Origin of the sequence: Catellatospora aurea, from assembly GCF_042663325.1 — a bacterium.
GTDB lineage: Bacteria > Actinomycetota > Actinomycetes > Mycobacteriales > Micromonosporaceae > Catellatospora > Catellatospora aurea.
The window spans coordinates 21,784-43,575 of sequence record NZ_JBHTAC010000062.1; the positions used below are offsets into that span (position 1 = coordinate 21,784).

Below are 21,792 nucleotides of genomic sequence, written 5' to 3' on the forward strand. Positions count from 1 at the left end.
TACCGACCCCTCGATACAAGGAGCTGCCATGCTGCTTCGCCTTGCCGGCATCGCCCTGGGCGTCGCCGTCGCCTGGCAGACCGCCGTCCACCTGCCACTGGGTCGTGGCTACGCCCTGGCCGGGCCCGCCTTCGCGGTGGTCCTGCTGCTGACCGCGCTGGCAGCCGAGCGGTTCGCTCCCCGACCCGCCGCGACCGGGCACCGCTCGGCCTCGTTGACGGTGCGCCGCATCCGGGACTACCTGCCCGTCTACCCGACGTGGGTGGCGGCTCTCGGCACCGTCCTGCTCGTCGCGCTGCTCACCACCACCACCGCGGTCGGCGTCGCCGACGACCTGGGCCGGGCCGGACGTGCGATCACCAACCGGTGCGGCGACCAGCTGCAGACGAACACGCCCTGGCCCGGCAGCTACTACTCGATCCCGATCCTCGTCGCGACCGGTGCCTGCCTCGCGCTGGCCGCCGCCGCACTGCAGGCGGTCGCCCGCCGGCCGCGTTTCGCCGGCGACGACGGGGCCCGCCGCCGCGCCGCCGAGGTGATCATCAGTGGGTACGGGATAGCCGTGCTGACGCCGCTGGCCGGGGTCGCCCTCGCCGCCGTCCACGGAGCCATGACCATCCGCTGCTTCGACCGGCACCCTGGGATGGACTCGGCCCTGACCGTGGCCTCCCTGGCCGCGGTCGGGCTGGTCGTCTTCTGGGTCTACCTCGTCTCGGTGCTGCTGTTCGGCCGCAAGGTGCGGGCATGAGCCGGCTGCCCGAGATCGCGGTCGACACCGACCTGTACACGCCGCCGTACGAGCAGATCCGCCGGCAGATCGCCGACCTCGTCAACACCGGTGTCCTGCCCACCGGCCACCGGCTGCCGCCCATCCGGCAACTCGCCGCCGACCTCGGCCTGTCCGCCGGGACCGTGGCGCGGGCATATCAGGAGCTGGAGTCCGCCGGGCTGGTCCGCACCCGCCGCGCCGCCGGAACCGTCGTGGCCGGACCGGACCGGCAACCGCACGAGGATCGCGGGGAAACCCTGGCCCGCCAGTACGTCCAGGCCGCCAAGCAGCTCGGGCTCACCGTCGACGAAGCCCTCGCCGCCGTCGCCCGGAACTGGTCGGCCGCGGACGAGCGCCGGGCCGGTTGACCGGTGGCGGCGTCCGGTCCGGCGCCGCCACCTGTCGTGGGATCAGCCGCAGGACGTCGACCACTTGAAGGAGGCGATCTCGTCGTCGATGCGGGTCTGGTAGCCGCCGAGTCCCGAGCCGTGGTTGAACCACCAGTTGTAGAGGTTGTCCCAGTACTCGCCGGGGCCGATGCACGCCCACGCGCCGGTGTGGTCGGGGTGGTAGTACAACCGGGCGTAGTTGTTGCGTGAGGTGCCGTTCACCAGCGACGACGCCTGGTTGCGCATACCACCGGGCGTCTCCTCGAAGACGCAGTCGTCACCCCAGTTGGCGTCGGAGTTGAACCAGGCGCACTGCACGCCGTACGGGTCGGCGTACGGCCTGTCCCAGGCCCACAGGCAGCCGGTGCCGTCGGCCGACGAGCACCAGGTGTGTCCGCTGCCCGCCTGGGCGGCCGCGGGACTCAGCAGCAGCGACACGACGATGACACCGGTCGCGAGCAGTACATTGTAGATCTTGCGCATGTGGTTGTCTCCCCAAGTCTCGTGCACCGCGACCGGTCGGCCGCTGTCCGCGCAGGGTCGGGGGCGGCGCCCCCCTGCGGCGCCGCCCCCGGTCGGTTCAGCCGCAGGACTTCGACCACTTGAAGCCGGCGATCTCGTTGTTGATCCGCGTCTGGTAGCCGTCGAGTCCCGAGCCGTGGTTGAACCACCAGTAGTAGAGGTCGTTCCAGTACTCGCCGGGTCCGATGCACGCCCACGCGCCGGTGTAGCCGGGGTGGTAGTACAACCGGGCGTAGTTGTTGTTCGCGGTCACGTTCTCCAGCGACGAGGCCTGGTTGCGGAACCCGCCGGGCAGGTGCGCGTTGACGCAGTCGTCACCCCAGTTGCTGTCGGAGTTGAACCAGGAGCACTGGTAGCCGTTGGTCCGGTCCAGCTCCCAGGCGTTCAGGCAGCCCCTGCCGTCGGAGGTCTGGCAGTACGGCGTGCCGCCCGCCTGGGCGGCCACCGGGGTCAGCAGCAGTGCCATGAGCATGGCACCGGTCGCGATCAACCCCTTGTAGAGCAGACGCATGGTCTTCTCCCTCGTGTGTGGTGCACCGCGGCCGGTCAGCCGCGGAATCCATGGGGCGGTCAGCCGGCCCGGACTATCTCGCGGGCCAGGGGCAGCGCCGCGGCCTGCAGCCGTGCCCTGGTGTCCACGGCAACCTGGTGGTCGTTCGTGACGACCGCGGCGTAACGCCGGTCCAGGGACGCGACGGTCGCCGCCATGCCGGTGTCGACGGCGCAGGTCGCCTCGGCCACGGCGATCTCCACCTCACGGTCGAACGCACCGGGCGCGGTGCCGTCGGCAACCGCGGCCCGGGCGTCGTCCGGGGTGTCATAAGGGAATCCAGCGGCGCGCATGCAGCCGCTCCAGGCACGGACGGCGTCGGCGTACGCCGGGTCGGCCAGCACCAGACCGGCCCGCGCCCCGGCCAGGCCGTCGGTGACCCGCTTGGCCTGGTACCAGGCCCGCACATCGCCGTACAGGCGCTGCTCGGCCAGGGACACGCAGCTGGTGTCGCTGCGCTTGACCTCCATCCCGTTGGGCAGCTTCGCGACCAGGTCGCCGGCCCCGCCCGGCTTCCCGTTCAGCGCCAGCAGGAACGAGGCGCGCCGATCCTGCGACAGCCCGCGCAGGTAACGGATGTAGGGATCGTCCGGGTCCGGCTCGTCGAAGCGGCGCTGCAGCACGCTGCCGTAGCCGTACCGGCGGGCCCAGCCTACGTCGTCGACGACGTACGGAAAATCGCGCAGCTCCGGCACCGGGTCGCGGGGCTGCGGCCAGTACGAGAAGCCACGCTCGGCCAGGCAGCGGCCGATCAGGATCTGCTCCGCGTCATGGAGCAGATCGGCCTCGCTGCCCGGCGGCGTGGCGGCCGGGACAGGCGCGGCCGCGCCCTGCGAGGTCGCCGCGACGACCCCTGCGAGCGCGACCGCGGCGGCGGCTGACGCGATCCAACGCCACGGCTTCGACATCACAGCTCCCCGTACCCATCGCGGTCGCCGACCCGGGACGGGGCGACCTGCACGGGCAGCCTGCCGCCGCGTCGAGGTGCGCCGGGCCGTCACCGACGTGCTCCGGACCGCTCAAGCGTCGGCGCTGGTGACAGGGTTCGGCCGGGTCGACAGACCGGACAGGACCGGACGGGGTTGAGCCGCGGAGCTGCTGGCCGCCGCGGTCAGGTCGCGGGTGTGGGCTCGTTCGGTATGCGTCGACGCCGCAGCACTGATCTCAGCCTCGGCCCTGCGAGCCGGCGTCGCGCAGTTGGATGATGTACGCGGCGGTCAACGCGACGCCGCGGTCCTCGTCCTTGGCCAGCTCGGCCAGGGCCCGGGAGGCGGTGTCGCCCGGGATGTCCGCGAGCGCCTGGGTCAGCCGCCGGCGCGCCGACGAGTCCGCGGCTGCGGAGTCGAGGTGGGCGACGAGTCCGGCGGCGATCCGGTCCGCGCACGCGGGGTCGCGTGCCACCGCGCCCAGGGCGTCGGCCGCCTCGACGTCGTTGGCCTCTGCCACGACCATGTCGATGAGTGTCGGGATCGTGTCGGCCACGCCGTGCGGACCGAGGGCCAGGGCGGCGCGCCTGCGGACCACGATGTCGGCGTTGGTGAGCGCTTGGTGCAGCAGTGTGTGCGCCGTTTCGGTGCCGATGGCGACGATGGCGTGCACGGCACGCTCGCGTACCTCGGCTTGCGCCGCTTGCAGGCCCGGTGCCAGCAGCGCCAGCCCGTCGTCACCCGAACGTGCCAGAGCCCAGCGCAGGGCTCCGGCGACGTTCGGGTCGGCTTCGCTCAGCACCGCCTCGACCAGTGCCTCGACCGGCGTGCGGTCCGCCGGCGCCGTCGACAGCGCGGCGCGCTGGCGCCTGCCGGCGCTGTCGGAGCCCAGCGCCTGCAGCAGCGCGACGATCTGCAGGACGTCCGCCCAGTCGCCGGGTTCTGCCGCGCCGATCCGGCGCAGCCGGGTGAGCAGTTCCGTCTCGGTGGCGATGCGCTCGACGGTCTGGCCGATGAGGTCGTCGACCAGGCTCGAGGGCGTGAAGTCGGGGTCGTCGAGGGCTCGCCCGACCTCACGCAGCGACAGTCCGAGCGAGCGCAGGCTCTCGATGTGGAAGATCCGCCGGATGTCGTCGTCGGAGTACTCCCGGTAGCCGGTGCCGCTGCGCCCGGTCGGCCGCACGAGGCCGAGCGAGTCGTAGTGGCGGAGCATGCGGGCGCTGACCCCGGACCTGCGGGCCACCTCACCGATCAGCATCGGGTGATCATCCTTCCTCGGCAGCCCTGCCCAGGGCCGCGACACGTTTGGCCTGCTCGACCGCGAGCTGGAAGCCGGCGTCCGGGTCGAGCCACAGCCGGTGCGTGGCCAGCGCGTGCTCGCGTACGGCAGGGTCGCGGTGCTCGGCCGCGGCGTCCAGGATCGGCATGATCACCTCACCGAGCGCGATCAGCGCCCGGCTCAGGCTCAACTGCGTCTCCCGCCCCCCGCGCCCGAGCTGTGTCGCCAGGACGGCTGCCAACTCGGATTGTGCCCCCTCGGGCGCCAGCACGACGGCTGCCCGCCAGGCGGCCTGCGCGACCGTGTCGTCGGGGTCGGTCAGCAGCGCCTGGGTGATCGCCGGCCACGCCTGCCGGTCCCCGATCTTGGACAGCGTGTGCAGGGCCTGGCTGCGCGCCTGCGGCAGCTCGGAGCGCAGCTCGCCGACCAGGTCCGGGACCGTCGTCGCCGTCGGCTGGCGGGTCAGCGCCCAGGTGAGCATCTCGCGTACGTAGAACTCGGGTTCGACGGCGCACCGCTCGACGAGCGCGGCGACGGTCCGCGGGTCCGGGGTCGTGCCGACGGCCAGCGCCGCCCGCAGCCGGACCGAAGGGTCACGGTGCTCCAGGGCCCTGAGCGCCTGTGTCATGGTCTTGTCCTGCTCCTGCGTGGTCATGCGGCCACCTCCTGCACCGCAGTCAAGACCTTGTCACCGTGTCAAGGTCAAGCGAGTGGGCGAGGCCGGGAGGACCAGGCCGGAGCCGTCCGCCACCACGGGGGCCCTTACACATATCGCCTCGTCAGGGGGCTGGATGAGTTCCCAGGCCCACGGTCGGCGGTGCGTGACCGGCGCGGCACGCCGGGTGTCTTTGGGCCTTAGCCGAACCGGTCGACCTGGCTACCTTCAGCTTCGAAGCGGTCGGTCGGGCGGCACTGCCCACGGTGATCGGCCACTGCGACGCCGGACGCTTCAGCCGACCAGGGGGTGCAGGGAGATGACACAGGCGCAGTCGCAGGCTGACCAGGACGCCTTCGAGGTGTCGCACCGGCTGCTGCTGTTGGCGCAGCTGGTGCAGGACGCGCACGCCGCGCTGCGCTCGGGCCTGGCCACGGCCGACGGCTGCTGGGGCGGCTCCGACGAGATCGCCGCGTGGTCGGCGCACGGCTACGACCCGGCCTGCGATTCGGTCCTGAACGGCGCCGAACAGGTCTCGGCGGCGCTGTCCGGGCTCCGCGACCGCGCCGGCCGGATCGCCGCCGGCGCTGTGAACCGGACGGAGGACGGCCGATGGCCCAGCAGCTGACGGTCGACGGGAACACCGTGGACGGCGTCGGGCACCGCCTGCTCATGGCGGCAGGCCAGGTCGACCGTTACCGGCAGGACCTGGAGCGCGGGCTGGGCACGACGCCGAACGCGTGGGGCCGCGACGACGAGTTCGCGCGCAAGTTCGTCGCGGAATACCGGCCCGGCCACGACGAAGTCCTCGAAGGGACGAAGAACCTCGCCCGGCTCCTGAACGACATGGGCGAGCACGTCCGGACGACCCACAGATCGTTCGGCTCGGTCGAGCACCACAACACCTGATCGCGGCGTCGCATGATCGCAGCGCCGCCGGGCCGGGGGTGACCCATGGGCATGCACGTGCCGGAATGGGTGAGCAGGTTCTTCCTGGTCGTCACCGGTGAGTCCTGGCCGCAGGCCGACGAGGACCAGCTCTGGGAGATCGCCCAGGCGTGGGCGACGTTCGAGACCAACATGGCCGCCATCGAGACCGAGCTGGCCGAACTCACCCGGGTGGTGCAGAGCGGCGGCTGGGAGGGCGACGCCGCCGTCGCCGTACGCGGCCGGCTGGCCGAACTCGTCGACGGCGGGAGCCTGCGCGAGCTGGTCGGGGCGGCGGGCAAACTGTCGCGGTTCGCCGACGGCGCGGGCACCAACGTCGAGTACACGAAGGCGTCGATCATCGGGCAGCTGTTCATCCTGACCGTGCAGATCGTCATGCTGCTGCCGTGGGTGTCGTTCCCGCCGACGTCGGCGTGGGCGTCCGGCTGGATCTCCGCCCTGATCACGTTCGGGCGCTACATGTCGGCGACGTTCTTCCGGCGGCTGATCACCTCGATCCTGTTCGGCATCGTGCTGCAGGTCGGCCTGGACGTGGCGATCCAGTTCACCCAGCTGTTCATCACCGGCACCCGCGACAAGTGGGACACCAAGCGCACCGGCGGCGCGGCCCTGGCCGGAGCGGTGGGCGGCGTGCTCGGACCGATCCTGTCCAGCGGCTTCGGCAGGATCTTCGGGCAGAAGTTCGTCACCTCGATCGTCGGATTCGCCGGCATCGGCGCGCTGCACGAGTGGAGCACCGAGGCGCTGGCCGACCTGATCCTCACCGGGCGGCGCGAGCAGAAGGAGGACGAGTGGGCGTCGGCGTCGGCCGGTGCCGTCGAAGGCGTACTGGACTGGATCGGTCACCGCAACAGCCGCAACTCGGCCGGCGCGGACCTCGACAGCGGCGTCGGTGACCTCGACATCCCGGGCCTGGACGGCCACCCCTTCGACTTCGACCCCGGCCCCGACCGGTTCACCGGCCCGGCGCTCGCCGACGGCGACTTCACGTTCACCGGGATCTTCCCCGACCCGAAAACGTTCATCGGCAACATCACCTTCACCGGCACGATGAACCCGCCGGGCGCACCGCCGCAGAAGACGACGTTCACGGGTTCGACGGCGTTCCAGGGCAACTTCGACGGGGCCTTCGACAGGTCGCGGCTCGGCACCCGCAACGACATGATCGTGGGCGAGGTCAGGGGCAGCGGCCGCCTCGACGGCGACTTCCACCTGTCGGGCTCCTTCAGCCCGGTCCCCGGCACGGTCGGCGAGAGCACGTCGCCGCAGACCCGGCCGGGGTCGGCCGCCGCCGCCCTGCCCGCCACCTCGCCGCGTCCGGGCTCCGCGCCGGCCTCACCGCCGACCAGCGGCCTCACCGTCACCAGCCCGCCCACGCCACCCACATCCACCGCGTCTTCCGGGTCCACCGCGTCTTCCGGATCCGCCGAGTCTTCCGGATCCACCGCGTCTTCCGGGTCCGCTGCAACAACGGGGTCCACGGCACCGCCTGGGACAACCGTGTCGGCATCGCCGGGCACATCACCGTCGCCGACGGCACCGGCGACGGACACGACGGCTGTTCACCCGCCGGTCATCGGCATCGAACCCGGCCCGTTCGCGCCGGTCACCGCCATGTCCGACGGCCCGGCGCAACACGCCGAGACGTCGTCGGAGGGAGCGCCGGTGCCACACACCGCGGCGCAGACCGGCAGCCCGGCGGACACCGACCACACACCACAGACTGGTTCGGACACTGCCGTGATCACCCCGGCACCCACTCCGACGACCCCACCGGCCGCGTCAGCCGACATGTTCACCGCCACACCGACCGTGCTCGCTCCGGGTCAAGGCGGCCTGCTCGGCAGGGGTGGGCCGGCACCCCGGCCCGCTGCCGCCCGCGACGGCAAGCCCGCCGGCGGCGAGCGCACCGTCGTCGTACGCGAGCGGACCGTGCCGGCCGACGGCTGGCACACGGTGCCCGGCGGCTTCGCCCACCCGGCCGAGCGTGTCCTGGTCACCACCGACGGCCGGTGGAGCCCGCTGCCGCCGTCATCGCCGACCCCGGGCAGCCCGGACGCCTCCCTGGTGCGCGCCGACCTGTTCGGGCTCTACTTCGCCACCGGCGACACCGGCGTGCTGCACGTGCCGCTGCGCGCGGACCAGGTGACGACCGACGCCGACGGCACGGCCCTGCTGGACATCACCGCCACGAACGCCGCCGTGGACACGGACGCGATCGTCGACGGGACGGCGCTGACCGCGCAGGCTGCCACCGCGCTGGCCGCGCTCGCGGTGATCGAGAACGGCAAGGTGCTGTTCCCCGGGCCGTACGGCGGTGCCGACGTGAACGCCGCACGATGGGTGCCGACGGGCAAGGGTTCGACCCGTGTCCTGGTGCACGCCCAAGGCGGCTTGGTCCGCGTGGGCGACAGCCTGCTGACGGCGCAGCAGTTCGCGCAGGTGCTGTCCGCGCTGCCACCGGGCACGCTGGGCAGTGCGATCGAGCTGATCAGCTGCAACACCGCGCCCACCGCCGGGGCCTTCGCCGGGGCACTGGCCGTGGCGCTGGACCGCCCGGTGGTGGGGGCGACCACTCCCGTGTGGACCGCTGTCGGTCCGGGCGCGCCCTCGTGGTCGCGGGCGATCGCCGCGACCGTGGACCCGTCCGGCCGGCTGCGGCCCCGGCTGGGTCCGGGCGGCGCGCCCGACGGCCGTTTCGTGCGCCACACGCCCGACGGCTCGGGCGGCGTACGCATGGAGGACCTCGGCGGGACGCTCGACCCGGCCACCGCGGACGCGATCGACGTGACCGACGACGCCGCGGTCCTGCCCCCGGAGTCGACCCCGCAGGCCGTCCCGCAGCCTGCCGGTGCGGTGAGCTGGCACCAGTGGGTCTCCCCCGTCGGCACGTTCGGCCCCGCGCAGAACACCCCCGTGCTGCTGCGAGTACCGGGCATCATCGGCGGGCAGAACGTGCCGATCCACGATGTCGTCGACACCCGCGGCGTCCTGCGCGCGCACATCGCGGCCCAGCTGACCGCCCTGGCGCCACGGGGCTGGAACCAGCAGCAGCTCACCGACGCCGTCGCCGCCCAGCTGCCGGACACCGTGCTCACCGAACGCGGCAGGTCGCTGTTCGACGGCTCGGGATTGCGGATCACCCTGGGCACGGGCCGCGACGCGATCGGGGTGCGCCTGACCGCGGCGGCGGGCGCGCAGTCACGCTCGGCTCCCCTGCTGGGCTCGGACGCCTCGGCGGCGCAGGTGTCGGCGGGCAACAGCCCCGACCGGCGTACGCCGCAGCGCACCGCCGTCGACAACACCCGCAGCGAGAGCAGCGCCGGCAGCCTCACCGCCGCGGTCGGCTACTCGGCGGTGGGCGTGTCCGACGCGCCGATCCCGGCCGTGCGGGTCGTCCCGCTGGGCTCGGTGTCGGTGCAGGGCACCAGCACCACCGTGCTGAGCCAGTCCGCGCAGACGCGGCTGCGCACCAACGAGGAGATCACCGCACCGGCCGCCGGCACCGCAGCGGCCCAGGCGCAGGCGTGGCAAACCACGGCGGCGGTGACCGTGGAGGTCACCCGGCGCGGCCACGCCACCCAGACGCTGCCCGGCGGCGGGAATCTGCAGGTGACGGTGTCCGCGCTGAACGCGATGACCGCCCTGAACGCGGTGCCCGCGGCGGGTAACCAGCAGCCGCAGTCGCCGCAGCGGGGCTGGACGCTGCCGCCCAACGCGGTGCTGGAGACCACCTCGGTGCCCGGCGACCTGTTCGACTCCCTCGTCAACCACGGCCAGATCCCGCCGGGCTTCCGCAAACCCGGCAGCGACCACCGCGCCGCCCTGGCCGACCTGGCCCGAGCGGACACCCTGGGCCTGAACCGCCACGGGCTGATCGTGCCGCCAAGTCAGCATGCGCCCGCCAACGGAGCCGCACCCGCGGGCCTGTCCACCGACAAGATCACATCGCGGCGCGGCGAGGACACCCCGGCCTGGCAGCGGCCGTTCACGGCCACCCAGCGCGGCTACACGACGCTCACCGCCGTGGCCGGCACCCCCGTGCTCATGTTCAACCCGCTGACCCTGCCCGGACGCGCCGAGTCCGCGATCCGGGCCGGCGCCTCCGGCAGCACCTCCACCAGCCACGACACCACGCTGCGGCTGCAGGGAACCGCCGGAGTGGGCGTGGCGTTCGGCGAGGACGTACAGGACCCGCTCAACTACGGCACCTTCGCCGCGTCGGGCGTGCTCGGCGTGGAACGCGGCTCGGGCAGCAGCAACTCCACGGAGTTCTCGACGCAGATCGAAGCCAAGAGCAAAGTCACCGGCGACATGCTGCTCTACCGCGTGCCGCTGACGGTGTATGCCCACGACCACGTCGGCCGCACCGCCTCGCCGGCCCGCCAGATCGGCGCCGGTCCGGCACACGTCTACCTGTGGGTGACACCGCTGGACGCCCACCGCCTGGGCTACCCGGGCGCACCCGCGCCCACACCCGTACCGGCGCAGGCCACCGCACCCGCCTCGCCGCTGCCCCCGGCGATCGGCGCCTGGCAGCCGATGGCGCTGCCCGACGTCCGCGAGATCCGCACCACCGCCGACAACGGGACCAGACTGTGGGACCGGGTCGTCGGCACCGTCAACGCCGTCGACCCCGACCTGCTGCCACGCCCCGGCGTCACCCCCGACCGGGCGCGGCTGCGCAACCTGCAGGCGCTGCAGAACGCCGTCACCCAGTCCCACCTGCGCGGCAACTGGCGAACCCTGCTCGAATCCGGGATCCGGGTCTCGCTGGAACGGCCCGCCGACCTCACCCACGACACCATGCGCGCCTCGCAGTACGTCTCCATCGTGATCAGCGCCGAACTCAGCTCCCCGCTGACCGCCGACGACGCCCACATCACCGGCACGCAGATCGAGGAGACGACCCGGGTCGCCCAGGCGCACACCGAGGGACGCTCGGTCAGCCTCGGCGCCCGCGCCGGCGCGCAGGCCCAACTGGGCATGAGCACCGGCAAGGCGAGCACCGCCGCCAGCAAGGTCCGGTCGTTCTTCATCCGGTTCGGCGCGGTCATGTCCTGGCGGCACCAGCGGTCGCTGTCCGGCGGCACCGCCCCCGCCACCGGCCACCTGACCAAGGTCGACCGGGCGCTGCGCGCGCACTCCGCCGACCTGGCCTTCTCCGTCCGCGCCGAGTACGCCGACCGCCCGCGCACCCTCAACGCCCCGGCCAATCCCGTACCCGGCAGGTTCCACCAGGTCACCCTGCCCGGCCCGGCGCTGACCGTGGCCGGCGGATTCCGGGCCGGGCTGCCGGAGTTCGACCAGGTGCACCAGCTCGCGGCACCCGGCGGCCCGCCCCGGGTGGAGATCGTCGACACCGCGGCCGCGCCCCAGGCCGCGCCCGTGCACATCGAAGGGCCGCACCAGTTCCTCGACGCGCACATCGCCGACGACGCCCTGTTCACCGCCGCGGACATCGCGCTGGGCGAAGCGATCACCCGCGAGCAGCCAGGTCCCGGCCCCCGCTCGGTGCGCGGGCGCATCGGCCGGCTGTGGAGCGGCTGGCGCAGCACCGCGGGCGTGGCGTCCACGAGCGGGCAGACCTACACCTACCAGTCCACTCCGGTGACCGAGCCGGGCTCGCCCGCCGAGATGGCCGTACGCAACCGGCTCACCCCCGACGCGATCCGCTCCGCGCTCGACGTGTACGAGCGCGGCGGCGGTCCGGCGACGGTGCTGCGCGGCGGCACGTTCACCGACATCGTCGGCGACCTCACCATGACCGTACAGCTGGCCAACCCCCGGCGCGCGATGACCGCCAACACCGGCTACAGCATCTACGACTCCGCGGAGGTCACCGACAGGACCGAATCGGGCCGCCGCAAGGAGAGCGGTTTGGACATCACGGCCGCCGTACAGCTCAACAGCGAGGCGGCCCCGTCGAGCACCACCGACCCCCGCGGCGTGCACCGGGTCACCGCCCTGCCGCAGGTCGGGCACAGCAGCCGCGACGGCGAGCGCACCGAGGCCGAGAACGTGCACGGCATCGCCCGCCGCGAGGTCGTGGAGAACCAGGTCAGCACCGCGATGCTCGCCGACCTGGTCATCACGTTCACCGGCGGGCTGTCCGCGCGCAACGTCATCGCGTCGTCGCACATGCCGGACGTGACCGTGCGCGTCACCGCGCCGGACTCGCTGCTGTTCCTGGTCACCGAGACCGAAGCGGCCAGGCTCGTCGCGGTCGCCAACCAGCAGCCCGCTCCGGCCGCGCCCGCGGCGGCGCCGGCCGCGACCCGGATGCCGCCGTTCCTGACCCGGATGCTGGGCCTGGGCGTCGTGCACCGGGCGGTGCCGCCGCACGACCCGGTGCCCCCACCCGCCAACGCCCCCGCCGGCACCCCGCCGCAGCCGTCGCTGCGCGACCGGTTCGCCGACTCGCTGCCGCAGGCCGTGCCGGCGCGCATCCGCGGCCGGGCCGCCGACATGGCCGCTGACCTGATCACCCTGCACCGGCTCAAACCGACCGTCGACGGCCTCTACGACGGCGGGGTGTCCGACACGTTCACCATCGACGGCGTGCTGTACCGCGACGAGGTCAAGGTCGTGGTCGAGGCGGCCGCGAGCAACCACCGCGCGGCCGCCGAGCAGGTCCCGGCCGCGCTGCGCGCGTCGCTGTTCAGTTCGGCGGCCACCGGCACCAAATGGCAGCGGTTCCGCCAGCGGGTGATGGGCCTGAGCGTTCCCGCGATCTACGGCGGCGGCTCCCGGCTCACCACCGGCGAAGGCGCCGGCACCGGCCTGCAGTCGGTGCCGCTGGGCCTCACCGCGGCGGTCAACAAGGTGCGCCACTGGTCACGGCTGAAGGCCGCCAGCCGCAACACGTCCGGCTACGTGGAGAAGTCCGGGCCGCTGACCGGCGTCGACGCCGACCACACGTACACCGTGACCGTCACCCGCCAGCGCGTGTCCACGAAACTCGGCGTGGCCACGGTCGCGGTCGGCACAGCCACCCACTTCCTCGACGGCGTACGCCGCCAGGTCTGGCCGGGCACCCCCGTCGTGCAGCACAACGCGGTCACCCTCGCGGTGCCGGTCACCTCGACCGACCGCCCGGCGGGCCTGGACACCAAGCTCACCGGCATCGGCCAGACCGCGCCCGCCCGCGACACCCCACCCGCGGTCACGCACACCCCCGGCGGGGACGGCGCCACACCGGCCTGGAGCCTGCCGCCCGGCACCTCGTACTCGCTGGAAGGCGTGGTCGCGGGCGCGGCGCTGCGCGACGCCATCACCCGCGCGTTCACCCCCGCCGGGGCGAGCACGCCGCGGCTGCTGACCGACTACGTCACCGACCTCGTGCTGGACCGGATCACCGGCGGCGAGACGATGCTGCCGCGGGTGCAGACGATGCTCGACGGCGAACTGCGTTCGGGTGACCTGTTCGACGACTCCGGGCTCGTCGTCCGGCTCGGCGGTTTCAAGGTCACCGCCCGGCTGCACGGCAGACCGCTGCTGCTGTCCCAGAGCACCACGGTGGAGCAGGAGGCCCAGCACGAGGTCGGCGAGATCGAACGGGAGTCCGGGTCGTCGGGCGTGGACGTCAACGCCGGCGCCGCAGGCGTGCGCTCCGGAGCGGTCATCGGGGCCCAGCCGGACACCGACGCCGCCCGCCGGGCATTCGACTGGCAGCCCAACGAGCTGCTGGCAGACGTCGCGCCCGGTTCCGGCGGCCGCGACAGCGCCTCGTCCGGCGACGGCCTCAGCGGCGGCACGAAGATCAAACAGAAGAACCGGTCCGGTGTGTACGGCGTCGGCCTGGCCCTGTACGTCGAACCCGACCACATCGACGGCCGCCTGCCCCTGGTCGAAGGACAGCTGCCGGTGACCCCGGCGTCGGTGGTCGTCGACTGGGGCGCCCAGCTGCGCCTGTGGGCCGGCGACGTGAACGCGATGGGCATGTTCGGCTGGCGCGAACGCCTCGACGACCCCGCAGACCTCACCGGCGTCGCCGTCGACCCCGGCACCCACCTGGCGGTCGTGAACGGGCAGCTGCACCTGGCACCGGGCGCAGGGCCACCGGTCGGCGACATCACCGACCTGCCCTCGGACTCCAGCGCGGTCCTGGTCGTCGACGCCGGGGTCACCGACGCGCAGGCCGCCGCGTTCGTCACCGCGCTGCCGCCCACCGCGCGGCCGCCGGCGATCCGCGCGGACGGCCATACCCCCGCGCAGGCGGCGACCCTGGCGACCGCGACCGGCGTGCCGGTCGTCGTGGCCAACGGCGCGCGGGCCCACGCCCCGAACACCGGCGTCACCGTCCAGGCCGGAGCCGACCCGGCGCGCGACCCCGGCTGGCCGGCCGTCGTCGAGGAGATCCGCCACACGCCCCACCACAACGCCCCGGTCACGACCGCTCCGGAGGGCGTGCGGCCGCTCGGCACGTGGACGCTGCCCGGCCACGGCCTCACCCCGGTGCCGGGCAGCCCCGCGGTGTTCACCCTGGCCGCGCACCCCGGCGTCCTAATCGAGGCGACCGCCTCCGGCCTGTGGATCCGCGACGCCGCCGACCCCGCCGCCGCGGACACCCGCACCGCGCACGACGCCCCGGCCGTGCCCGCCGGCCCGGTCCTGCGGGTGCAGGCCGACACCCAGGCCCTGCGCGACGCCGCCGACCACGTGCTGGCCCACCTGGACCCGGACCTGGCGCGGCAGGCGATGGTCCACCGGCCCAACCCTCCGGCAGGCGCCGACCCGCTCGTGCCCGCCGCGGCGTGGACCGACCGCGACCACCTCGACGCCCGCCACCGCGCCGCCGCCGACCTCGACCGCCCCGACCCGGCCGGCGGGCCGACACCCCGCCAGACCGTCAACGCCGCCGCCGCGGCAGCCGCCGCCACCCGCGACTGGCTCGCCCCGACGGCCCCCGCCCAGCCCGCACCGCGCGCCGCCGCCCACACCGCGATCGCGGCGTACGCCGCCGAGATGCGCCGCCGCCGCCAGGACTGGGACACCGCCGTCGCCGCCCCGACCCAACTGCAGGCCGTCCGCGACGCCGCGGCACGGCTCGACCCCGGCCAGCCCGCCAACGCCACCCTGCGCGGGCTGCGAGACACCGCACAGGCGGCCGTCGACCGCCTCGCCACGCTGCGCGACCAGGCCCGGCAGCACAGCCGAACCCTGGCCGGCCACCAGGGCGCCGTCGCCGGCGTCCAGCCCGCCCTGACCGCATACCAGCAGGCAGCCACGGCAGCGGTCGGCTCCGTCACCCGTGCGGTCAACACCGGCCTGCCACCCGGCACCCACCCGCCGCAGCGCGCCGCAGACCTGATCACCGAGGCCACCACCGCGCAGACCGAAGCCGACAGGTTCATCGCGACCGGCACCGACCTGGCCGACCAGCGCCGCGCCGCCGACGCCGCCGCGCGCGACCACGACAACGACCACACCGCAGCCACCGACGCGATGACAGCCGCCGCTCCCGTCGACGCCGCCGCGCTGCTGGCGGCCCACCACGACCTGCTCGGCGTCGCCGACACCGCCAGCCGCGACGCCTACCGGCGCACCCAGGACGACCTCGACACCGCGACCACCCGCCGCGACGAACTCGACGGCGCGCGGTCCGCCCAGCAGGACACCACCGGCCGGGCATCAGCCGCCTGGGCAGCTCAGGTCACCGCGTTCACCACCGCCGCGCCCGGTCACGACACCGCCCGCACCGAAGTCGGCACCACGCTGCAAGGGCTGCGCGACCGCATCCGCGACTACGACGCCGCGAACCTGGGCGGCTCCCGGCTCAGCACCGCCGGCACCACCACCACACGCCTCAACGAGACCGCCCACCGGCTCGCCGCCGGGCTGACCGACTGGGACACCGCCCGCCGGCAGCTGCACGACACCCTCACCGCTCCGGTCCTCGACATCGACGCCGTCACCACCTCGCTCGACGCCGTGGCCGACGCCCGCAGACACGTCGAGACCGCGGCAGCCGCCCTCACCACGGCCGTGCGCGCCGTGCCCGGTTGGACAGGGCAGATGCCGGGCACCGTCGTCCAGCGCAACCGGGCCGTCCTCGCCCTGAGCCGGGCCGCCGAGACGCTCGACCGGCAGGCGCGAGCGCTGGTCGGCGCGCTGCCCGCCCCGGCGCTCGCCACGACCCTGGGCACCCTCGACCAGGCCCGCCGCACCCTCGCCGAACTCACCCGCCGACTCGAACAGGCGCAGCGAGCTTTCACCACCGCGGCCGAACGCCACCGCGACGACCGCCGCCGCACGGCACTGACCGCCTGGCAGCAGGCCCTGACCGACCTGACCCGGCTGCTGGCCGCACTGGCCCGCTGAGCACCGAACGGAGACAGCCTTGACCACCCCTGACCCGGCGTCCTGGCACCGCCTACTGCTGCTGCTGTCCGGCCGGATCCCCGACGGGCTGCTCGTCCAGGCCCGCGAACTGCTCGCCCACGAACAGCACCACGAACTCGCCCGGCAGGTCGACACCTGGGTCTCGGCAATGGAACTCGCGTTGCCCGCCGACGCCGCCGCACTGCTCGGGACCACTGCCGCCGACCCCGTGCACGACGACGTCCCACCGCCGTACGGGCTCGCCCCGGTCAGCCCGAGACTGCTCACGACACACGGCGACCGGGTGCCGCAGACACTGGACCTCACCGGCCCCCACGACCCGCATGACGAGATCCGCGAACTCGACACCCTGGACCTCACCGCGTCGGCCACGGCCGCGTCACTGCCCCGGACCGCCGGGCTGTGGCGGGTGTGGCGCTACCCCACTGCGGCCACACCGTGGGCCGGGCCCAAACGGATGTACGTCGTCGAGGTGAGCGCCGGGCCGCCGACGGCGCTGCCCCAGGTCACCCTGGCCATGCAGCAGGCGCTCACGGCCGCCGGGGAGCCCGATCCGCTGGTGGAGTCCTATACCGACGGCATGGCACTGCCACCGTTCCAACGCCGCGCCAGGGCCTACGGCGCACTGCTCTGGGCGGCGAGCCCCGCCGAGCCGATCACCCTGGCCCGCGTCTACGACGGCGCCGACCCGGCCAACGGACCCTACTTCGACCCGGCACATCGCCTCGTACCCGACGACGGCGAACGCGCCAGGCTGCAGGCCTACCTGGCCGGCGGCGTTCCGCTGCTGGCAACCGGGGCGCTGATGGCCGACGCCGTCGACCCGCGGCACGGCGACGTGGTGCCGATGACGTTCCGCACCGACGGCCGCTGGATCTGGACCGAGGCGACCGCGTACTACCTGGACCGGCACCGGCTCGCCCCCGACCCGGAGCTCACGGCCTGGATCCGCGCGAACCGGTTCCGGCACCCCCACGTCGACGGGGCTGCCCTGCACCGGGCGACCGCGGCACTGCTCGCATCGTGAGCCCCGGCGTACGGGTCAGCGCGGCGCGGTCTCCCGGTCGGCCAGACCGAGCCAGATGGCGATCACCTCGGCGCGGCTACGGGCCCCGAGCTTCGTGTAGATGTGGTTGATGTGGTTCTTGACCGTCTTCTCGGTGACGTAGAGCCGGGCGGCGATCTCCCGGTTGGTGCGGCCGCAGACGATGTGCTCCATCAGCTCCGCCTCGCGCCGCGACACCCGGGCCCGGGGACTCGGCTCCGGTTCGGGCTCCGGCGTCGGCTCCGGCTCCGCAACGGACTGGGTGCGGAACGACTCGACCATCGCCGCGACCGCGCCGGGCGACAGGTACGGCCGCCGGTCCGCCGTGGCGACCACCGCGGCCACCAGGTCGGCCGCCGCGAACTGCCCGTGGATCAGGTAGCTGGTCGCGCCGTTGCGGAACGCGTGCTCGACCAGGTGCCGCTCCTCGCTGTGCGACACGACCAGCACCAGGGCCTGGTCCGGCAGCGGGGGCGCGGAATCGCCTTGCGCGGCCAGAGCGCCGTGGCCCGCGACGATGACGTCCGGCGACAGGCTCCTGGCCCGGCTGACGGTCTCGGTCCGGTCGCCCGCCTCGCCGATCACCGAGATCATGTCGCTGCCCTCGAGCACCGCGCGTATGCCGAGCCTGACCAGCAGGTTGTCGTCGCTGATCAGGGCGCGCACGCGAGTCACCGGACTGCTCGGGGCATGCGTGATCATGTGGCTCTCCTAGGTCGGTGGCCGGCAGAGCGGGGGTTGCTCGTAGCTCTTTCCGCCAGCAACGTAGGCGGGCCTACGGAAGCGCGGGTGGCGCGCCGGTGAACGGTTGCCCCGCTACACATAGCCATCCATCTCGAATGGCCGCCCGACCGGGCCGTACGGGCACGGTGACCCGGGCCGGCATCGTCCCGTTCCAGTAGGCCTGGGGCCCACGACGGGCCAGAGGCCGACCGGCCCACGGCTCGCCCCGCCCGACGTCGCATACCCGCACCCGCGAGCGCGAGGGTGCGCCGAAGGACACCGGCCTGGCGAAAACCGTTTGCGAGGGCTGGGCAGGCCTGGCACGGTGCGAGTTCCGTATCACCCGCGAGGTTCCGATGACGATCTGTTTCTATGGTGCTGATGAAGTGCCCTACGGATGCTTCTCGAACTTCTCCGATCACGGCTTCCGCCTCGACGGGGTCTGGTGGCCGACCTCGGAGCACTACTTCCAGGCGCAGAAGTTCAACGGCACCCGCCGTGCGGATCTCATCCGGCGTGCGCACACGCCGCTGCGGGCAGCGGAGCTGGGCCGTGACGCGTCCGACCCTCTGCGCAGGGACTGGGAGCGGGTCAAGGACGACGTGATGCGCCGCGCGGTGGCAGCCAAGTTCCACGCCCATGCCGATATCCGGGACGTTCTGCTGTCCACCGGTGACGAGGAGATCGTCGAAGACACCACCACCGACCACTACTGGGGTCGCGGCAGGACCGGGAAGGGAAAGAACATGCTCGGGCGGATTCTGGTGCGTACCCGCAACCAGTTGCGTGCCTGAACACCGATGCGATTCGCCGCATCCTCCCGCCGAACGGCATAGGCTGCCCGGCATGGGCCTGACGCTGCTGCCGGCCGTCGACCGTATCGCCGTCGCGTGGCGCAACGGCGGCGGCATCACCCGGGAGATCTTCGTCCATCCCCGTGGCGTCGACGACTTCCAGTGGCGGCTGAGCATCGCCGATGTCGTCGCGGACGGCCCGTTCTCGGCCTTCCCGGGCTACCGGCGCGTGATCACGGTTCTCACCGGCGCGGGCATGCGCCTGACCGTCGACGGTGTGGGGCACGACGTCGGACCGCTGGAGCCGTTCGAGTTCGACGGCGGCGCCCAGACCTCGTGCACGCTGCCGGGTGGGCCGATCACCGATCTCAACCTCATCGTGCGGGCAGGCGATCGCGGTGCGGTCCGCGTCGTCGACGTCACCGGACCGCTGACCGTCACCGGCCCGGCCGCGATCGTCGTGGTACGCGGGTCCGCGGCCGTGGACGGGCGTCCGGTGCACACACCGGACGCCGCACTCGTGGACCGCGCGGCGGACACGGTGCTGCACCCGCGTGGCGCGACGACGGTGGCCCTGATCGACCTGCCCTAGCCGGACCTGACGCCGGAGCAGCACGTCAAGCCACGGCCAGCCGGTCCACCAGCAGCCGCACCCTCAGCTCGGCGAGCTCGGGCAGCAGGCGGCCCGTGCGGGTAAGGGTCGCCAGGCCGTGCAGGGACGCCCAGAACACCTCGGTGAACAGCCCCGGGGCGACACCGTCCCCGGCGACCTGGCTCAGGCTCTCCATCAGCGCGGCGAACGCGTCCTTCAGCGGTTCCGGGGTGTCCTCCCGCGCGTACGCCAGACCGCCGTCGAGCTGGAACAACGCGTCGTACACCGCCGGGTTGCGGGCGGCGAAGTCGAGGTAGGCGCGGGCCAGGGCGGTGACCTTGGCCCGCGGGTCGGCCTCGGCGGCAGTCGCGGCCCGCACCGCCGCGGCTAGCTCGGTGGCGCCCTGCAGGGCGACGGCACCGATGATCTCCCGCTTGCCGCGGAAGTGGCTGTAAAGGACGGGTTGGCTGTATTCGATGCGTTCGGCGAGCCGACGGGTGGTGACCGCATCCCATCCCTGCTGTTCGGCGAGCTCACGGGCGGTCGCCACGATGAGGCGCTCGCGGGTCGCCTGCTCACGCTGCTTACGGTCCTGTACCGACATGAACGGATCCTAGCACCGCTAGACAATCAAGCACTGACACTGCTAGCGTCGCATCATTCGCTAGCAACGCTAGATTCCGAAGGGAACAGTCGTGCTCAACGCACTCGCGGTCGCCACCGTCGTGATCGTCGGCCTGATGGTGGGGGTGGAGTTCTCCGTCGCCTTCATCATGAACCGGATTCTGGACGCACTCCCCGAGGACAGCGGCCAGCTCGGCCACGCCCACGGCGGCCGGATGCTCGGCGCCCTGATGCCGTTCTGGTACATCGGCTCGCTCGTGCTCACCGCGATCTGGGCCGCGGCCGGCCGGCAACAGCACAGCGCGGGACTCGTCGTCACCGCGGCCGGCCTGCTCGTCGTCAGCGTGGTCATGTCGATCCTGCTACTCGTCCCGATCAACAACCGGAACAAGACCTGGACCCCCGAGACCCGGCCCGCCGACTGGAAGCAGCAGCTGAACCGATGGGGGCGCTACCACTACGTCCGGGTCGCCGTCATCATCGCCGCCTTCACCCTGCTCGTCGCAGCGCTCGTCTGACCAAGACCCACAAGAAGGAACACCGTGTCTCTCAAGCTGGTGGAGTCGCTCGCCGCGTACGGCGACATGGCCAACGTGCTGGCCCACCACGGCTCGGCGGCCACCGCGCTCGGCATCCACGGCCTGACCGCGACACTCATGGTGGCCACCGGCCTGCTGATGATCCGCGAGACCCGCGCGGCCGGTGCCGCCGCGGCATCGCCCGCCCCGCAGCCCGTCTAGTCGTCACCAACCAACGGACAAGGCGCAGCACCGCCCTGCCGCAGCCCAGCGGCCGGGCGGGCCGCGCGTCGCCGATGAGAAACGGCACCGACAGTAGTCTGAGGACGGTCCGGCGAAACGCACCACGCGCATCAAGGGAGAGCCACGGGATGAGACCCCTTCGATACTCGATCAACGTCACGCTCGACGGCTGCTGCCATCACGAGGCAGGGCTCGCCCCCGACGAGGAGTCGATGCGCTTCTGGACCGCGGAGATGGCACGAGCCGATGCCCTGCTGTTCGGCCGGGTGACCTACGAGATGATGGAATCGGCGTGGCGGCGGCCGGCCACGGGCACCTGGCCCGACTGGATGGGTGCGTGGCAGGTCCCGTTCGCCGAGGCCATCGACCAGGCGAAGAAGTACGTCGTGTCGAGCAAGGCGAGCGGGGTCGACTGGAATGCCGAGCTGCTGCAAGGCGACTTGGGGCAGGCGGTTCAGCGGCTCAAGCAGGAGCCGGGCGAGGGTCTGTTCGTCGGTGGCGTGACGCTCCCGCTGGCGTTGGCGGATCTGGGACTGATCGACGAGTACGTGTTCGTGGTGCAGCCGGTCCTTGCCGGACACGGGCCGACGCTGCTCGCCGGGCTGCGCGAGCGCATCCGGCTCGAGCTCGTGGATCGCCAGGAGTTCCGATCGGGGGTGGCCGCCCTGCGATACCGGCCCACGCGAGTGACGTCTTGACCTGATGTGTGAGGGCCGGTTGGCCGCTACGCCAGGACTTGCGGAACCCTGCCTCCGATCGGGCCGAGCAGGTCCGTTCGAGCAAACCGGTCCCGAACGGCATTGACCGTATCGCCGTCGTGTCAACGGCCATCGTGAGGTCGCCACTGGTGGCCAGCGAATGTCGCCACCTG

General features: G+C 73.1%; 18 protein-coding genes. 11 read left to right on the forward strand and 7 right to left on the reverse strand.

All coding sequences use genetic code 11. The features are described 5' to 3' along the window. The first annotated feature begins 28 nt into the window (after nucleotides 1-28). Nucleotides 29-748 carry a hypothetical protein gene (locus tag ACFQO7_RS34950; protein ID WP_376810406.1) on the forward strand — a complete coding sequence of 240 codons (720 nt, stop codon included), beginning with the start codon at nucleotides 29-31 and terminating at the stop codon, nucleotides 746-748. Then, a complete protein-coding gene (locus ACFQO7_RS34955; RefSeq protein ID WP_376810407.1) occupies nucleotides 745-1,137 on the forward strand; it encodes a GntR family transcriptional regulator in 393 nt (130 codons plus the stop codon). Before ACFQO7_RS34950 ends, ACFQO7_RS34955 begins: the two co-directional genes overlap by 4 nt. A gap of 42 nt (nucleotides 1,138-1,179) precedes the next feature. Here ACFQO7_RS34955 and ACFQO7_RS34960 read toward each other — a convergent pair whose 3' ends face one another. The 5 genes from ACFQO7_RS34960 to ACFQO7_RS34980 form a co-directional block, all read right to left on the reverse strand. Beyond that, nucleotides 1,180-1,641, reverse strand: a complete 462-nt coding sequence (locus ACFQO7_RS34960) for a hypothetical protein (RefSeq protein WP_376810408.1) — start codon at nucleotides 1,639-1,641, stop codon at nucleotides 1,180-1,182. A 97-nt stretch (nucleotides 1,642-1,738) separates the two neighbouring features. Then, the gene (locus tag ACFQO7_RS34965; protein ID WP_360535705.1) at nucleotides 1,739-2,191 is read right to left on the reverse strand and encodes a hypothetical protein; all 453 of its coding nucleotides are present in this window, start codon (nucleotides 2,189-2,191) and stop codon (nucleotides 1,739-1,741) included. Between the two features lie 59 nt (nucleotides 2,192-2,250). Then, a complete protein-coding gene (locus tag ACFQO7_RS34970; RefSeq protein WP_376810409.1) occupies nucleotides 2,251-3,138 on the reverse strand; it encodes a hypothetical protein in 888 nt (295 codons plus the stop codon). A 256-nt stretch (nucleotides 3,139-3,394) separates the two neighbouring features. Then, nucleotides 3,395-4,414, reverse strand: coding sequence for a MerR family transcriptional regulator (locus tag ACFQO7_RS34975; protein WP_376810410.1), 1,020 nt, complete (start codon nucleotides 4,412-4,414; stop codon nucleotides 3,395-3,397). A gap of 7 nt (nucleotides 4,415-4,421) precedes the next feature. Further along, nucleotides 4,422-5,090 (reverse strand): HEAT repeat domain-containing protein, encoded by a 669-nt coding sequence (locus ACFQO7_RS34980; protein WP_376810411.1) that lies wholly within the window; start codon nucleotides 5,088-5,090, stop codon nucleotides 4,422-4,424. A gap of 319 nt (nucleotides 5,091-5,409) precedes the next feature. On the opposite strand from ACFQO7_RS34980, the gene ACFQO7_RS34985 reads away from it, so the two are divergent. From ACFQO7_RS34985 to ACFQO7_RS35000, 4 genes are read left to right on the forward strand one after another with little or no spacing between them, the layout of a single operon-like run. Next, nucleotides 5,410-5,718, forward strand: coding sequence for a hypothetical protein (locus ACFQO7_RS34985; protein ID WP_376810412.1), 309 nt, complete (start codon nucleotides 5,410-5,412; stop codon nucleotides 5,716-5,718). After that, the gene (locus ACFQO7_RS34990; protein ID WP_360535717.1) at nucleotides 5,703-5,999 is read left to right on the forward strand and encodes a WXG100 family type VII secretion target; all 297 of its coding nucleotides are present in this window, start codon (nucleotides 5,703-5,705) and stop codon (nucleotides 5,997-5,999) included. Before ACFQO7_RS34985 ends, ACFQO7_RS34990 begins: the two co-directional genes overlap by 16 nt. 45 nt (nucleotides 6,000-6,044) lie before the next feature. Next, the gene (locus ACFQO7_RS34995; protein WP_376810413.1) at nucleotides 6,045-16,361 is read left to right on the forward strand and encodes a WXG100-like domain-containing protein; all 10,317 of its coding nucleotides are present in this window, start codon (nucleotides 6,045-6,047) and stop codon (nucleotides 16,359-16,361) included. A 19-nt stretch (nucleotides 16,362-16,380) separates the two neighbouring features. Next, nucleotides 16,381-17,409 (forward strand): hypothetical protein, encoded by a 1,029-nt coding sequence (locus tag ACFQO7_RS35000; RefSeq protein ID WP_376810414.1) that lies wholly within the window; start codon nucleotides 16,381-16,383, stop codon nucleotides 17,407-17,409. Between the two features lie 15 nt (nucleotides 17,410-17,424). Here ACFQO7_RS35000 and ACFQO7_RS35005 read toward each other — a convergent pair whose 3' ends face one another. Next, complete coding sequence (locus ACFQO7_RS35005) at nucleotides 17,425-18,129, reverse strand: LuxR C-terminal-related transcriptional regulator (RefSeq protein WP_376810415.1); 705 nt, start codon at nucleotides 18,127-18,129, stop codon at nucleotides 17,425-17,427. A gap of 377 nt (nucleotides 18,130-18,506) precedes the next feature. On the opposite strand from ACFQO7_RS35005, the gene ACFQO7_RS35010 reads away from it, so the two are divergent. Both ACFQO7_RS35010 and ACFQO7_RS35015 read left to right on the forward strand, forming a co-directional pair. Continuing rightward, a complete protein-coding gene (locus ACFQO7_RS35010) occupies nucleotides 18,507-18,944 on the forward strand; it encodes an NADAR family protein (RefSeq protein ID WP_376810416.1) in 438 nt (145 codons plus the stop codon). A gap of 52 nt (nucleotides 18,945-18,996) precedes the next feature. Beyond that, complete coding sequence (locus tag ACFQO7_RS35015) at nucleotides 18,997-19,536, forward strand: HutD/Ves family protein (RefSeq protein WP_376810417.1); 540 nt, start codon at nucleotides 18,997-18,999, stop codon at nucleotides 19,534-19,536. Nucleotides 19,537-19,561: 25 nt separating this feature from the next. On the opposite strand, the gene ACFQO7_RS35020 is transcribed toward ACFQO7_RS35015, so the two are convergent. Beyond that, nucleotides 19,562-20,140 carry a TetR/AcrR family transcriptional regulator gene (locus ACFQO7_RS35020; RefSeq protein WP_376810418.1) on the reverse strand — a complete coding sequence of 193 codons (579 nt, stop codon included), beginning with the start codon at nucleotides 20,138-20,140 and terminating at the stop codon, nucleotides 19,562-19,564. A gap of 91 nt (nucleotides 20,141-20,231) precedes the next feature. On the opposite strand from ACFQO7_RS35020, the gene ACFQO7_RS35025 reads away from it, so the two are divergent. The 3 genes from ACFQO7_RS35025 (at nucleotide 20,232) to ACFQO7_RS35035 (ending at nucleotide 21,619) form a co-directional block, all read left to right on the forward strand. Continuing rightward, nucleotides 20,232-20,678, forward strand: a complete 447-nt coding sequence (locus ACFQO7_RS35025; protein WP_376810419.1) for an anthrone oxygenase family protein — start codon at nucleotides 20,232-20,234, stop codon at nucleotides 20,676-20,678. A 24-nt stretch (nucleotides 20,679-20,702) separates the two neighbouring features. Next, nucleotides 20,703-20,900, forward strand: a complete 198-nt coding sequence (locus ACFQO7_RS35030) for a hypothetical protein (RefSeq protein ID WP_376810420.1) — start codon at nucleotides 20,703-20,705, stop codon at nucleotides 20,898-20,900. 149 nt (nucleotides 20,901-21,049) lie between these two features. After that, nucleotides 21,050-21,619, forward strand: coding sequence for a dihydrofolate reductase family protein (locus ACFQO7_RS35035; RefSeq protein WP_376810421.1), 570 nt, complete (start codon nucleotides 21,050-21,052; stop codon nucleotides 21,617-21,619). Nucleotides 21,620-21,792 lie beyond the last annotated feature (173 nt).

Coding starts and splice junctions, on each gene's coding strand:
- ACFQO7_RS34950 (WP_376810406.1), top strand. CDS start 29: ATGCTGCTTCGCCTTGCCGGCATCGCCCTGGGCGTCGCCGTCGCCTGG.
- ACFQO7_RS34955 (WP_376810407.1), top strand. CDS start 745: ATGAGCCGGCTGCCCGAGATCGCGGTCGACACCGACCTGTACACGCCG.
- ACFQO7_RS34960 (WP_376810408.1), bottom strand. CDS start 1,641: ATGCGCAAGATCTACAATGTACTGCTCGCGACCGGTGTCATCGTCGTG.
- ACFQO7_RS34965 (WP_360535705.1), bottom strand. CDS start 2,191: ATGCGTCTGCTCTACAAGGGGTTGATCGCGACCGGTGCCATGCTCATG.
- ACFQO7_RS34970 (WP_376810409.1), bottom strand. CDS start 3,138: ATGTCGAAGCCGTGGCGTTGGATCGCGTCAGCCGCCGCCGCGGTCGCG.
- ACFQO7_RS34975 (WP_376810410.1), bottom strand. CDS start 4,414: ATGCTGATCGGTGAGGTGGCCCGCAGGTCCGGGGTCAGCGCCCGCATG.
- ACFQO7_RS34980 (WP_376810411.1), bottom strand. CDS start 5,090: ATGACCACGCAGGAGCAGGACAAGACCATGACACAGGCGCTCAGGGCC.
- ACFQO7_RS34985 (WP_376810412.1), top strand. CDS start 5,410: ATGACACAGGCGCAGTCGCAGGCTGACCAGGACGCCTTCGAGGTGTCG.
- ACFQO7_RS34990 (WP_360535717.1), top strand. CDS start 5,703: ATGGCCCAGCAGCTGACGGTCGACGGGAACACCGTGGACGGCGTCGGG.
- ACFQO7_RS34995 (WP_376810413.1), top strand. CDS start 6,045: ATGGGCATGCACGTGCCGGAATGGGTGAGCAGGTTCTTCCTGGTCGTC.
- ACFQO7_RS35005 (WP_376810415.1), bottom strand. CDS start 18,129: ATGATCACGCATGCCCCGAGCAGTCCGGTGACTCGCGTGCGCGCCCTG.
- ACFQO7_RS35010 (WP_376810416.1), top strand. CDS start 18,507: ATGACGATCTGTTTCTATGGTGCTGATGAAGTGCCCTACGGATGCTTC.
- ACFQO7_RS35015 (WP_376810417.1), top strand. CDS start 18,997: ATGGGCCTGACGCTGCTGCCGGCCGTCGACCGTATCGCCGTCGCGTGG.
- ACFQO7_RS35020 (WP_376810418.1), bottom strand. CDS start 20,140: ATGTCGGTACAGGACCGTAAGCAGCGTGAGCAGGCGACCCGCGAGCGC.
- ACFQO7_RS35035 (WP_376810421.1), top strand. CDS start 21,050: ATGAGACCCCTTCGATACTCGATCAACGTCACGCTCGACGGCTGCTGC.